Origin of the sequence: Heyndrickxia coagulans DSM 1 = ATCC 7050 (assembly GCF_000290615.1) — a bacterium.
In the GTDB taxonomy this organism is placed as follows: Bacteria; Bacillota; Bacilli; order Bacillales; family Bacillaceae_C; genus Weizmannia; species Weizmannia coagulans.
In genome coordinates this window covers 23,903-36,545 of sequence record NZ_ALAS01000251.1, presented here as the reverse complement: position 1 = coordinate 36,545, position 12,643 = coordinate 23,903, and the positions used below count along the sequence as shown (strand labels likewise).

Here is a 12,643-nt window from a genome sequence, read left to right as displayed (position 1 = left end):
ATAATACATTTTGCACAAAATTTTAACGGCTGTATTTTTAGAAAGTTTTGCGTTATAAAAAGCACCGGCAACCAGATGTCCGGTGAAAATTTTTTTTCTTATAAATTTTTCAGCTGCTGTTTTGTTTTTTCCACTTCTGTCCGGCTCAAGCCGGTTTTTTCCACAATGAATTGAAGATCCATACCCTCCTGCAACATTTTGATGGCTGATGGAATCGTTTGTAACAATTCTTTTCTTTCTTCTTTTCTTCCTTCTTCTCTTCCTTCCTCTTTTCCCTTCCTATACCCGCGGTCAAAGTAGGAATTCGGCAGCTTCAATACTTGCTCTGCTTCGTCCGGGTCCAGCATTTTAATGTTTTCCATTACTTCCGCCTCCTCTTTTTCATTCAGTTTTAAATAAAAATCAAAGAAACCATATAACAGCCTCATTTTTGCAGGGTCGAGCTCCATCCGGGCCAGCACCCAGTCTTTTCTTATTTTTCAGTTTTATTTTAAAGGACAAACGCTCGTGGCAGCCACACCAATTTTTTTGCCAAATGCCATCCGCTTGTTCCCCCGGGACGGGAGGGGCAGATGCAAAACCATCATCTCTGCAGTCCGGCAATGCTAACTTTTTCCTTCCGGGACACCCTGATGTAAAATAGAAGTACAAAATTGATCTTAACTGTTTTGCCATACAACTTAACCAAAATGGAGTTCAAATCTATACAGCAGAACAGGAAGTGGTGAAAATGCCTGCCATTTTATACGGGTTTATGTTATGCGGCCTGCTGGCGGGATTCGTCCTTTTCCGCAAGCGCCCTTTACCGCATGCAACCGGCACAGCCGGGCGGGAAAAGATATCCGTTATTATTCCGGCAAGAAATGAAGAAAACACCCTGCCTGCCCTGTTGCATTCTTTAAACAGGCAAACAACCAAACCCGTTGAAATCATTGTGGTGGATGACCACTCCGAGGACAGGACAAAAGAAACAGCAGAAAAATTCGGCGTCACCGTCGTTTCTGCGCCTGATCTTCCGGATGGCTGGACCGGAAAAACGTGGGCCGTCTGGAACGGTTACGTGAAATCCACAGGGGATCTGCTTATCTTTCTCGATGCCGACACCCGCCTTGCTAAACATGCCATCAGCTCCCTCGTCACAGCACACAAACAGCAGGGGGGCGCCATCTCTGTCATTCCATACCACCATACTGAAAAATTTTATGAGAAACTGGCAATGGTTCTGAACCTGCTCGGGATTTTCTCATTCACCTCGCCGTTTGAACGCTTCAACCGGCAAAAAGGGCTTTACGGTGCCTGTATTTGTGTATCAAAAGAAGATTATGACAAAATTGGCGGGCATGGGAATATCCGCGCTGAAATGCTGGACGATCTGAACTTAGGCGCCCGTTTTCAACAGGCCGGCATTCCGGTCACCAATTTTACCGGAAGCGGGCTCTTCTTCTTCCGCATGTATCCCGGCGGTTTCAGGCAGGAGTTGCAAGGATTTGCAAAAGGGGCGGTGTTAAGCACATCAGCCATCCATCCTTTTACAATTGCGGCTGTCGTTTTCTGGATTCTTGGCCTGCTCATATCCGAGCTCGGCTGCTTTTCCGGCATCCCTTACTTTGTGGCAGGCTATTTGCTGTATGCCGCCCAAATCTATTATTTTAACCGGCATGCGGGAAACTTTGGCATCCTGCAACCTTTGTTTCACTTTTTATCCATGATTTTTTTCCTGACCATCATCCTGTATTCCCTTTATCAGTCCCATTTTCGTAAAAAAGTGCTTTGGAAAGGCAGATACATTGATGTGGGAAGGGGGCAAAACAAATGACTTTTTTATTGTCAGCACTTTGTTTTCTTTCGGGTTCGCTGATGTTTTCTTACTGGATCGGCCTGTTATTGAACATCAATATTCGCGAAACTGAAGATGGAAATCCCGGTGCAGCTAACCTTTGGAAAAAAGCCGGTTACAAATACGGGTTGCTTGGCATTGCGGGTGACTTCGGCAAAGGGTTTCTTCCGGTTTGGCTGATCATAAAATCCGGGGCGGCCCCATCGCATAAGGCATTGATTCCCATTGCCCTGGCGCCGATTGCCGGGCATGCCTTTTCCCCTTTTTTAAAAGGAAACGGCGGAAAAGGCCTTGCCGTAAGCTTCGGCGTATGGAGCGCATTGACCAAATTTCGCATATCCCTCACTTATGCAGTTATTCTTGCATGCTTTTATGTCCTGGCGAAGGTGGTGAAAAAAGGCAAAAAAACAACCAGCAGTGAAGACAGCCTGCAAACGGCAACCGGATTCCTGCTGCTGTCCCTCTTTCTTATTTTTCGAAGATTCCCTTCTTTTCTCTTATGGATCTGGCTGGGCAACTTTGTCATCCTGCTGTGGAAAAATAAAAAAGCGCTCATGCGTTTGAAAAAGGAAAGGGATTTCACCATGTAATGGCATACAAAAAAGCGGGAATCACTCCCGCTTTTTTGCCAGGGCCATCAGGTCTGTTTTTGCCGTTTTCTTTCCAAAATTGGTTTTCACCGTGCTGCAAATGATGTTCTATCCCGAAAATATACGCCGGCTCTGGTGCCGCGTTCACTGCAGCATGGGCGTCTAAAGGCAGATTACAGCTCGTCAAATCCGTTCAAATCGCTCACTTTCGTATAAGAACGGGACTTTTGTTCAAAGAAATCCGTTTTCGTTGCGTCGAAATTATCTGCATAGGCGCGGATCCATTTCATCGGATTTTCAACATGTTCCGGGTACAGCTCGCTTAATCCGATCATGCGCAGCATTTTATTGGCACGGTATTTGATAAAACCGGCCATTTCCTCAAGATCGATCCCTTCCACGCCCCGGAGCACGTATTCCGACCACTCGGTTTCCAAGTCAACGGACTCGCGGAACCGGGCATATACCCAATCGGAAAAGGCCGGCGTGTTCAATTCCGGATGTTCGGAAAGCACCGCGCGGATCAGTTCCGAAATAAAGCGCCCGTGCTCCAGCTCATCGCGGTTAATATAACTGATCATCGTCGATGTGCCGACCATTTTGTTCTGCCGCGCCAGATTATAAAAGAAAGCAAAACCGGAATAAAAGAACAACCCTTCCAGCAATGTCGAATACACGAGCGTTTTTACAATGTCTTCCACATCCGGCTGCCGGGCAAACGCATTGTATTGCTCCATCAGCTTTTCATTCCGCTTTAGTAGTACCGGATCTTTCCGCCCGATTTCAAATGCTTCATTTTGTTTATCAAGGGACACGACGGACGATAAAATATAAGAATAACTCTCATTGTGGACAGCTTCCTGCTGGGCAATCACCGCCAAAATCGATTGGACGGACGGATCAGTCGCATACAGCGAAGCAAGCAAAATCGTCCTCGTTTGTGACGAATCGAGCGTTGCCAGCAGGCTGATGATTTTCAAAAACGTTTCCTGCTCTTTTTCCGATAACAGCGGGAATTGTTTCACATCTGTCGACATATTCACTTCATCCGACTGCCAGTAATTCCCCAACAACCGTTTATACGTTTTGTACCAGTGCGGATAAGCAAGATCATTCCAGTTTAAAATCCCGCTTGACTTCCCTCCGAATAAGGCAGTCGCTTTATTCGGGTGAACCGGATCCAACGTTTTCGCTTTTTCCAGCAAAGCGTTTGACATCTTCCAGCACTCCTTCTATCCATTTTTCCACTTCTTTTTCCTGGCTTCCCCTCGGAGACTGTTCAATTTTCAACGGTTCCCACGGACTGTTGTAAAATTTTGCAAGTTTGCGGGCGGCTAGGCAGAATAAATCATCACCGCCAAACTGCGTATCCCCCGTTCCGAACACAGCGACATTGGGAGGTTTCCAGCCAATTTCCAGCACAAAATCCTTCACTTCTTCAGGCGTGGCTCCCCGTTCCCATGTGAATGTCCCGACCAGGATCAAATCATAGTCGTGCGGCGAAAACGGCGGGGAAATGCCAATGGCGTGCATGTCCACCGCAATCCCGCGCGCCCTGCACCAGAATGCCAGCAGCTCCGCCGTTTCTTTTGTATTGCCGCTGTAGGACAAGTATGCAATCAGCACTTTCAACTTTGGCACCACTCGCATTCTTCCACTTCACTGGAGGTCGAGCGCACATAATAGGTCGTTTTCAAGCCGGACTTCCAAGCCTGCAAATGGAGATCAAGCAATACTTGCGCGCGGATATTATACGGCACATAGAAATTGAAAGAGATGCTCTGGTCAATATGTTTTTGCCTTGCCGCATTCTGCCGGACGGACCATCTTTGGTCAAGTTTATAAGCCGAACGGCGGTAAATATTGTACGTCCGATGGTTTAAATCAGGCGCTGTCACCGGAAATTTGTAATCCTTTTTTTCTTCCATATAATAAGGCTGGAAAACCGGGTCGATGCTTGCTGTCGAGCCGGCAATAATCGAAGTGGTCGCATTCGGCGCAACCGCCATTAAATACCCGTTCCGCAAGCCGTATTGTTTCACTTCTTCAGCAAGCGCTAACCAGCGTTCGCTCGTGTAGCCTTTGCCGGTAAAATAAGCGCCGGTGCTCCACTTGCTGCCTGGAAATGCCGGATAGCTGCCCTTTTCCCTGGCTAATTCCATGCTGCTTTTAATCGCATAGTAGGCAATGTTTTCATACAGTTTATCCGCATATTCGACGGCTGCTTCCGTTTCCCATTCAATTCCTTCAAGTGCCAGCAAATGATGCCAGCCAAACGTGCCAAGCCCGACCGCACGGTACTTCTTATTCGTAATTTGCACTTGTTTAATAGGTAACGTATTGACATCTATCACATGGTCGAGCATGCGGACCTGAATGCGGATAAGCCGTTCGAGCACCCCGTCCGGGACGGCTTTCCCAAGATTGATGGAACTCAAGTTGCAAACGACATAATCCCCGGAACGGTATTTCTTTACGATCATATTTTCTTCTTCGATCCATTCTTCAATCAGCTCAGTCGGGGACTGGTTCTGGGCAATTTCTGTGCATAAATTGGAACAGTAAATGATCCCTTTGTGGCTGTTCGGGTTTTGCCGGTTCACTTCATCGCGGTAAAACATAAACGGCGCTCCTGTTTCAAGCTGCGATCTCATGATGCGCTTCATAATCTCGATTGCCGGTACTTTCCTTTTTGAGCGGAGACCGGCATGAATGCACGCCTCATATTTTTCACGCCAGCTCCCTTTTCCCTTCTCTTCATCGTAAAAATCTTCAAGGGCAAACCCCATGACTTCTTTTACTTCATGCGGATCAAACAAATACCAGTCCCCGCGGTTTTCCACCTGTTCCATAAAATAATCCGGGATGCACACGCCCGTATAAATATCGCGCGCACGGAGCCGGTCATCGCCGTTATTTAACTTCAAATCGAGAAAATCTTCGATGTCGCGGTGCCAAACATCGAGGTAGACGGTAATGGCGCCTTTTCTTGTCCCGAGCTGGTCCACGCTCACTGCCGTATTGTTCAGTTGTTTGATCCACGGCACCACGCCGCTCGACATGCCCGGGAAACCTTTAATCGCGCTTCCCCGCCCACGGATTTTTCCCATATACACGCCGATCCCGCCGCCGTTTTTCGAAAGCTGGGCGATGTCGGTATTGCTGTCATAGATTGATTGCAGGCTGTCACTTACTGTATCAATGAAACAGCTCGACAGCTGGCCGTGCGTTTTGCCCGCATTCGCAAGCGTCGGGGTTGCGACCGTCATGTACAGATTGCTGAGCGCCCAGTACGCTTCCTTCACATGCTCCATGCGGGTTTCCTGCTGCTCATCCTGCATCAGGTACATCGCAATCACCATCCAGCGCTCCTGCGGCAGTTCATAGACATGCTTGTCAAAATCGCTTGCCAGATAACGGGTTACGAGCGTATAGAGGCCGGGATACGTAAAAAGCAAATCCTTCTCCGGGTCGATTATGCGGCCGAGCGTTTCGATTTCCTGCTTTGTATATTTGTCAAGCAGTTTTGGAGAATAAATGCCCTTTTCTGCCAGCTGCCTGAGCAAATCATAGAAAGGCCCGTACTTGAGGGCTGGATCATAATGCCGGTTTTTGGCGGCTTCGGCATAAAGCTTATGTAAGTAAATTCTTGCTGCAAAGAATGTCCATGCCGCACCTGCTTCATCGATATTTTCAAGGGCATGTTTAATAAGCAGATCTGTTTTTTCCGCCAAAGTGGCGTCCGGGTCCCATAATTTTAAAATCTTTTCCTTATAAGCGCCGGTCTCAATGTCCAGGCCTGCGGACATTTGATCAATGAGCTGCAAAATCATTTCTTTTGATTCCAGTTGAATAGATATCACGTTTTCCCCTCCCTTTTTTGAACGCAAAAAAGCCGTTCATTTCAGGGGGATGAACGGCAAAAACGGCAGAAAAACAGCATCCGTGATCATCTGTTCCGCCGTTTCCCGTTCCCGCACCCCGAAGAATAGAAACTTCAAGTATTGGCAGGTCTCCTGGCTTGTGTTTCATTCTAATGAAGCCCTTCCCATACCGCCGCCAAAAAAAAGCAGCCGGTACAGTGGTTCGCTCTTTCGTCCACACTGACAGTTGCGGGGGCAGCTCCGGTTTCCCACCGGATTCCCTTTTCAGGCATTTCAAAGCCACCAATACTCGCATACTATATTTAGTATTTTTTTGTTTAAGAATTTCTATATGTTGTTATCCTACCATATTCGACAAAAGATATCAATCCTCAGTTTCGTTGAATATGTGCCAAGTTTGTCCGTAAAAAGATGCCGGATACGGGCCAGCCTTCTTCGCCTTTTTTCTGAGCCATAGAATAGATGGCCCCCCGATATTTTCACAGTCCGTTATCCATTTTAGACGATTAAGGTGGCAGGTACAATACATCGGTTTGAATTTATCAGCTATCCCGGCAAACTTTGAATATCCCCCATAAATGGCAGTGGCTATAGGGGCTTGCACTAACAACTCAGCAGCCAATAAAACCAGCAAACATCCAAAAAAAGTACACATGGACGGGACTTTTTCAATATGGATAACTCTGAAGAAACTGTTGGAGACGCTGATTATGTATTTTTAGCACGTGTTGATGAGAAAACCGGGACTGAGTACAAAAATACAACACAAATTGAAACAGAAGATGGTACAAAAGAAATCTCCACACCCTATACCAATTACAAAGTGACAGTATTAGAAAATATGAAAGGAGAATTGGAGACTAACACATCTATTCCCGTTCAAAAAGCCGGCGGAATCTCAGAAGACGGAAGTTCTATTGTAACATTTGATGAAGATAATCTGCCTGCAGCCGGCCAATCTTATGTATTCTTAGCAATGCACAAGAAGATGGTTCTTTACTTGTTTCAGGCCCGAATTCAAACATAAAGGTTATACGTCCTGAATGGCGAAGAAAACTATATCCTGAAAGACATTGCAAAAAATGCCGGTGTGGTTCAATCACAGTTATTACCAGGATTTCAAGTTGCAGCAGATAAGCTTTTTTCATAAAAAGGTTGGGGCCAGCAACCGGCCTCAACCTTTTCACCTTTAATTCGTCTTTACTGCTTGAACTTGATAGCCTGTTTTTTCAACGATTTCTTTCAACTCATCTGTTGAAACCTTTGCCTCGTCGAAATCTACTTTTGCCTTGCTGGCGTTGAAAAGTACTTTCACATTTTCCACGCCTTCCACTTTGTCCAGCGCGCCTTCTATTTTTTTCATACAAGACGGACAGGTTAACGTTTCTAATTGCATCACGGCTTTTTTCATTCCGTTTCCCTCCTTTTGTTTTTATTTTACATGCCGCACCGGTTTCCGTAATTGATCTCCATCAAGTTCGCCCATTTTGCTGATCTTGAACTTCTGCCGTCCGCCTTTTGGTGCAAACCCGATCAACCGCATCGCATTGAGAATAACAGCTAAAACGCTGCCTTCATGGACAAACATGCCGGCTGCAAGGTCTACCTGCCCCCGGAGAACCCCAACAAGCAAAAATACGACGACCGCCAATGCCACTGCTATATTCTGTTTCATATTCCGCATTGTTTTTTTCGAAAGGGCAAAGGCATGGGCATATTGGGAAAGCTTGTCTGCCATCAAAACGATATCAGCCGTTTCGATAGAGATATCCGTTCCGCCTTTCCCCATGGCAAGCCCGATATCTGCAGTTGCAATCGCAGGGGCATCATTCATGCCGTCTCCTGCCATCGCCACAACCGCTCCTCCCTCTTTCAGTTTCTTCACATACTCCACTTTTTCATCCGGAAGCAGCTCTGCATAAAAGGCATCAATGCCCAATTGGCTGGCGACGGCCCGGGCGGTATGGCGGTTATCGCCCGTTAACATGACGATCCTTTTGATCCCGGCAGCACGCATATCCTCCAAGGCAGCCCGGGCATCTTCACGGATTTGGTCGGCGATGGACAGAATGGCTTCTAACTTTCCATTGGCTGCAATAAAAATAGCCGTATTCCCCATTTTTTCACGAACGGTTGCGTAACTGCCCGCTGATGGAGAAATAGCGATGCCTTGTGCGTCCATCCATTTGCGGTTCCCCGCTGTAACGGCGATGCCGTCAATGGTTGCCGCAATTCCTTTCCCTTTTATCGCTTCGCCTTCCTGCAAGTGGTACCGGTTAAACGGGATGCCTCTTGCTTCAGCTTCTTTCACAATCGTTTGGCTGAGCGGGTGTTCAGAGACGGTTTCCGCCTTGGCTACAAGCCCGAGCACTTCCTCTTCGCGCCTTTTGCCAAACAGGTGCACATCCGTGACTTCCGGCTTTCCTTTTGTCAGCGTGCCGGTTTTATCAAATACGAGCGTATCCACTTTTGCGAGTTTTTCCATCACATCGCCGCCTTTGATCAGCACACCGTGTTTCGCGCCGTTTCCAATCCCCGCTACATTTGACACGGGAGCGCCAATCACAAGCGCACCCGGGCAGGCAATGACCAGGAAGGTAATCGCTTTGTGAAAATCACGGGTAAAAACAAACACAGCAAGTGCAAGGATGACAATCGCCGGTGTGTAATAGTTGGCAAACCGGTCGAGAAAACGTTCGGTTTTTGATTTTGCATCCTGGGCTTCTTCCACCAGTTCAATCATCTTTGCAAACGTTGTGTCATCCCCGACTTTTTCAGCGATCATTTCGATATAGCCGGTATCCAAAATCGAGCCGCTAAAAACAGGATCGTTTTCTTTTTTCATGACGGGGGCCGGTTCCCCGGTAACCGCTGATTCATTCACGAATGCCCGGCCCTTTGCAATGGTCCCGTCAACCGGTATTTTGCCGCCCGGGAGGACTACCAGCTTGTTTCCTGCCCGGACGCGATCTGCAGCCGTTTTTTTGCGGGTTCCGTCTTCTTGAAGCAAGATCGCTTCCTGCGGGGCCATATCCGCCAATTGCTTTAAAGATGAACGGGTTTTTTTTAATGTCCTGGCTTCTAAATAATCGCCGAACAGAAACAGGAAAGTGACAGCTGCGGATTCCATATATTCGTGGATCAGGAAGGCGCCTGCAACCGCCACCGTAACGAGCAACTCAATACTGAACGTTTTCATCCTGGCCGCTTGCCAGGCTTTGATGGCGATGGGAAGGGCAGCAGCAACGGTTGCCGCCATCAAAAAACCATCCCTCCAGGCGTAAAAGCCCAACCATTTCATCAATAAACCAAGAACGATCAAAACGCCGGCGATCCATGCCAGATGATACTTATGTTGATGGATTTGTTCTAACATTGGGACTCCCCCTCACCTGTTATACGATTATTTTAAAAGAGCCCCTTGCTTTCATCATTGACCCTTGTCAAGATTTTGGATTTAAATATACTCTGCAGGCCGGGCCATTGAAAAAGTTTGCAGACAAAATGTCGGGCGCACAAAAAGCGGCGGGCCGCCATTATAGTGGTTTCCCGCCGCTTGTTTATTTTTTTCAGTGCTTTTTAATGGTGCCCGCCGGCTGATGTTGCTTCATCAGCATACAATAACAGCTCGTCCAAATCAGGAATTTTGATTTTCTTATTTGGCAGCTGCTCTATTAATCCCTGTTTTTCCAGGTTTGTAAACTTTCGGCTGATGGTTTCGGGGGTTGTTCCCAGGTAAGAAGCCAAATCTTTTTTAGACATTGGTAAGGCAATCACTGTATCATCCGCGCCGCTTCGTTCCACACAACTGGCTAAGAAGGAGATGATTCTGGATTCCACGTTTTCGACCGCTACCCGGGCCGTTTGTTTTTCCGATTCTTCCAAACGCTTCGTGATTTCCGTTAAAATTTTTAAAGCGATTTGGGGATATGCCAGCAAATAGGCTTGAAGATCCTTCTGTTTCATCCTGCAGATGGTCGAATCCTGCAGGGCCTCTGCATAATTTTCATGAATTTCCCCCGGTTGAAAAACAGCCAGCTCGCCGGTAAAATCACCCGGGTTTAATATGCGGACAAGCTGCTCCTTTCCCGAATCAGCCAACCGGTAAATCCTCACTTTTCCGGTATGGATAATATACAGCGTATCATCTCTTTCCCCTGCCCGGAAAAGCATTTCCCCTTTTTGTAATGCCAGCGTTTCAACAGACGCCCCGATTTTCGCCATCTGTTCTTCTTCCAGATGGTTGAAAATCGGCACAAGCCGTATGCATCCCGCATGGCTGTTACAACCATGACCGGGATGGGAACCATGGATATGATGACGGCACTCCATATGACGAGCCCCCCTAAAAAAGGATTTGATTTTGCCCAAGCGCTATGTTCATTGGATGATGGCTTAGCTTCTCATGCCATTTTACCCGGAAAACGCTTTACAGACAAATTGCCCCGGCTGCGGTATAGATGATGTGTGGCGATCACAAAACAGCTCGTGGAACTGCACGGGGCTCTATCAATGTCAAAAGCGAACCTGGCAAAGGCACTGTGGTACGCATTCTTTTGCCGGTATTGCTATGAAATTATGCGGCAGCCTACACCGTTTCAAGTTCCATTAACGAGACCTTTTCTTCCAGCGCAATGCGCGCATTTTTAGTTGCCAGCTGCACCATTTCTTTTTTCTGCCCGCGTTTCGGCTGCACGATACGGGCGGAAATGCACATTTCGGCCGCTTCCTTCCCAACTGCTGCCGGAAGGAGCATTTCCTTTGGAAACGCATTGCCCCCATTGCCATAAAAATGCTGTAAAAAGCCAAGAAATGCCCTTCCCGGCTCCTTGCTTCCGATCGGCCTGAACATAACCTCCCTCTCCATAATCCTGCCATCACGCATATAAAAAACATGGACGCACATCAAGCCTCCTTGCACAGCAAAGCCGAATATATCCCGGCTTATCGGGTCGTTTAGCACGATATTTTGATGTACCATGGTCACTTCAATTTGCATAATTTGTTCCTTCAGTTGTTCCGCTTTTTCAAAATCAAGCTGAGTTGCTGCCTGGTTCATTTCTTTTTTCATGTCTTTTAAAACTTCCCGGTAACCGCCGTGGAAAAAACGGACAATTTTGCGGATTTGTTCCTTGTATTCTTCTTCACCCACTTCCCTTGCACAGGTGCCAATGCACAGCCCAAGCTGGTAATACAGGCAGGGGCGGGTGCTTGATTCCGGACAGCGCCTAAGCGGATAAAGCCTGTCCAGTACTTTTTTTGTCTCCGCTGCCGCCCGGGCATTCGGAAACGGGCCGAAATATTTCCCTTTATCACGCCCTGCCTCGCGCGTTAAAATGAGCTGGGGGTGCTGTTCATCCGTAATTTTGATAAAGGGGTAGCTTTTATCATCTTTTAGCATCATGTTGTATTTCGGCCGGTACTGCTTAATCAGATTCATTTCCAGCACCAAAGCCTCCTTGTTGGTCGCTGTGACGATCCACTCCAGATCAGAAATCTCTCCGGCAAGCTGCGTTGTTTTCACATTATGGGAACCGGTAAAATAAGAGCGTACCCGGTTTTTCAGCTTTTTTGCCTTTCCAACATAAATGATTTCCCTTTCCCGGCTTTTCATCAAATAGCATCCCGGCTCTTCCGGCAAAAGGGAAAGCTTGTGCAGGATAACGGTGTTCATTGCTGCACCAGCCCCAGCTCGCGGCAGCGCAAATCAAGTTTCCGGGCAAAATCTTTACAGGCGGTTTCGATTTCTTCATCCGGGACGACATCTACTTTTAACCCGTCCAACAGTAGCTCGCACCCCTGCTTTTTCAATGCTTCCTCCATCGTATCCACTGCGGTGGCGAAATGCTCGTAAAACGAGTCGCCGGCGCCAAACACCGCCCCTTTTTTGCCGGTTAAATCAACTTCCGGAAGCTCCTCATAAAAATCGATCATCTCATCCCACAGATCGCCCTCATCCCAAGTATTTGCACCGATCAAAATCAGATCATAACCGGCAAGCTCGCGCGGGGATGTATTGGTGGACTCTGCTATATCAACGGCATAACCCGCTTCTGTCAGGGCTGCCGCAATTTGTTCTGCCATAAATTCCGTTGTACCTGTCATGGTTGAATACACAATGATCGTTTTCATCTTTTTTCACTCCGATCCGTTAATATCCTCTCTCCTTATTCTATATCAATCGTGAAAATGTGCATTTGATCTGCATCAAGTTTTAGTTACGGCCCAGTCTAAAAATTCCCATGCCGGCTCGGCGGCACTTCTCTCTTGGACAATGAAAGATTTGAAAGCAAAAACATTTTACTTTTCTGCAAAAAAAGGGCATTTTTAAA

General features: G+C 47.2%; 11 protein-coding genes, 1 pseudogene and 1 riboswitch. Of the genes and pseudogenes, 3 read left to right on the top strand and 9 right to left on the bottom strand.

The window, feature by feature from the left end:
• Nucleotides 1-98 precede the first annotated feature (98 nt).
• A pseudogene (locus IC21_RS13415) lies at nt 99-461 on the bottom strand (DUF4351 domain-containing protein); the annotation flags it as partial.
• Between the two features lie 269 nt (nt 462-730).
• Between IC21_RS13415 and IC21_RS13410 the strand changes: the two are divergent.
• Both IC21_RS13410 and IC21_RS13405 read left to right on the top strand, forming a co-directional pair.
• Nucleotides 731-1,816 carry a glycosyltransferase family 2 protein gene (locus IC21_RS13410; RefSeq protein ID WP_029142231.1) on the top strand — a complete coding sequence of 362 codons (1,086 nt, stop codon included), beginning with the start codon at nt 731-733 and terminating at the stop codon, nt 1,814-1,816.
• Nucleotides 1,813-2,427, top strand: coding sequence for a glycerol-3-phosphate acyltransferase (locus IC21_RS13405; protein WP_019721073.1), 615 nt, complete (start codon nt 1,813-1,815; stop codon nt 2,425-2,427). Before IC21_RS13410 ends, IC21_RS13405 begins: the two co-directional genes overlap by 4 nt.
• 173 nt (nt 2,428-2,600) lie before the next feature.
• On the opposite strand, the gene IC21_RS13400 is transcribed toward IC21_RS13405, so the two are convergent.
• The 3 genes from IC21_RS13400 to IC21_RS13390 are packed head-to-tail and all read right to left on the bottom strand — an operon-like array spanning nt 2,601 to nt 6,260.
• Entirely contained in the window at nt 2,601-3,644 is a 1,044-nt protein-coding gene (locus IC21_RS13400) for a ribonucleotide-diphosphate reductase subunit beta (RefSeq protein ID WP_029142232.1), read from the bottom strand.
• The gene (locus IC21_RS13395; RefSeq protein WP_019721070.1) at nt 3,589-4,071 is read right to left on the bottom strand and encodes a flavodoxin; all 483 of its coding nucleotides are present in this window, start codon (nt 4,069-4,071) and stop codon (nt 3,589-3,591) included. The genes IC21_RS13400 and IC21_RS13395 overlap by 56 nt, the downstream gene beginning before the upstream one ends.
• Nucleotides 4,056-6,260 carry a ribonucleoside-diphosphate reductase subunit alpha gene (locus IC21_RS13390; protein ID WP_013858177.1) on the bottom strand — a complete coding sequence of 735 codons (2,205 nt, stop codon included), beginning with the start codon at nt 6,258-6,260 and terminating at the stop codon, nt 4,056-4,058. Before IC21_RS13390 ends, IC21_RS13395 begins: the two co-directional genes overlap by 16 nt.
• Nucleotides 6,261-6,416: 156 nt before the next feature.
• Nucleotides 6,417-6,613: riboswitch (cobalamin riboswitch) on the bottom strand.
• Between the two features lie 371 nt (nt 6,614-6,984).
• Between IC21_RS13390 and IC21_RS13385 the strand changes: the two genes are divergently transcribed.
• Complete coding sequence (locus tag IC21_RS13385; RefSeq protein ID WP_234969474.1) at nt 6,985-7,338, top strand: hypothetical protein; 354 nt, start codon at nt 6,985-6,987, stop codon at nt 7,336-7,338.
• A gap of 162 nt (nt 7,339-7,500) precedes the next feature.
• On the opposite strand, the gene IC21_RS13380 is transcribed toward IC21_RS13385, so the two are convergent.
• From IC21_RS13380 to IC21_RS13355, 5 genes are all read right to left on the bottom strand, one after another.
• Nucleotides 7,501-7,722 (bottom strand): heavy-metal-associated domain-containing protein, encoded by a 222-nt coding sequence (locus tag IC21_RS13380; protein ID WP_017553182.1) that lies wholly within the window; start codon nt 7,720-7,722, stop codon nt 7,501-7,503.
• Nucleotides 7,723-7,743: 21 nt separating this feature from the next.
• Nucleotides 7,744-9,687 carry a heavy metal translocating P-type ATPase gene (locus IC21_RS13375; protein ID WP_029142235.1) on the bottom strand — a complete coding sequence of 648 codons (1,944 nt, stop codon included), beginning with the start codon at nt 9,685-9,687 and terminating at the stop codon, nt 7,744-7,746.
• Between the two features lie 203 nt (nt 9,688-9,890).
• Nucleotides 9,891-10,643, bottom strand: coding sequence for a Crp/Fnr family transcriptional regulator (locus tag IC21_RS13365; protein ID WP_029142236.1), 753 nt, complete (start codon nt 10,641-10,643; stop codon nt 9,891-9,893).
• 256 nt (nt 10,644-10,899) lie between these two features.
• On the bottom strand, nt 10,900-11,985 hold the full coding sequence (uvrC, locus tag IC21_RS13360) for an excinuclease ABC subunit UvrC (protein WP_029713800.1): 1,086 nt from the start codon (nt 11,983-11,985) through the stop codon (nt 10,900-10,902).
• A complete protein-coding gene (locus tag IC21_RS13355; RefSeq protein WP_019721063.1) occupies nt 11,982-12,443 on the bottom strand; it encodes a flavodoxin in 462 nt (153 codons plus the stop codon). Before IC21_RS13355 ends, uvrC begins: the two co-directional genes overlap by 4 nt.
• Between the last annotated feature and the right edge of the window lie 200 nt (nt 12,444-12,643).

Coding starts and splice junctions, on each gene's coding strand:
- IC21_RS13410 (WP_029142231.1), top strand. CDS start 731: ATGCCTGCCATTTTATACGGGTTTATGTTATGCGGCCTGCTGGCGGGA.
- IC21_RS13380 (WP_017553182.1), bottom strand. CDS start 7,722: ATGAAAAAAGCCGTGATGCAATTAGAAACGTTAACCTGTCCGTCTTGT.
- IC21_RS13405 (WP_019721073.1), top strand. CDS start 1,813: ATGACTTTTTTATTGTCAGCACTTTGTTTTCTTTCGGGTTCGCTGATG.
- IC21_RS13365 (WP_029142236.1), bottom strand. CDS start 10,643: ATGGAGTGCCGTCATCATATCCATGGTTCCCATCCCGGTCATGGTTGT.
- uvrC (WP_029713800.1), bottom strand. CDS start 11,985: ATGAACACCGTTATCCTGCACAAGCTTTCCCTTTTGCCGGAAGAGCCG.
- IC21_RS13400 (WP_029142232.1), bottom strand. CDS start 3,644: ATGTCAAACGCTTTGCTGGAAAAAGCGAAAACGTTGGATCCGGTTCAC.
- IC21_RS13390 (WP_013858177.1), bottom strand. CDS start 6,260: ATGATTTTGCAGCTCATTGATCAAATGTCCGCAGGCCTGGACATTGAG.
- IC21_RS13355 (WP_019721063.1), bottom strand. CDS start 12,443: ATGAAAACGATCATTGTGTATTCAACCATGACAGGTACAACGGAATTT.
- IC21_RS13375 (WP_029142235.1), bottom strand. CDS start 9,687: ATGTTAGAACAAATCCATCAACATAAGTATCATCTGGCATGGATCGCC.
- IC21_RS13385 (WP_234969474.1), top strand. CDS start 6,985: ATGGATAACTCTGAAGAAACTGTTGGAGACGCTGATTATGTATTTTTA.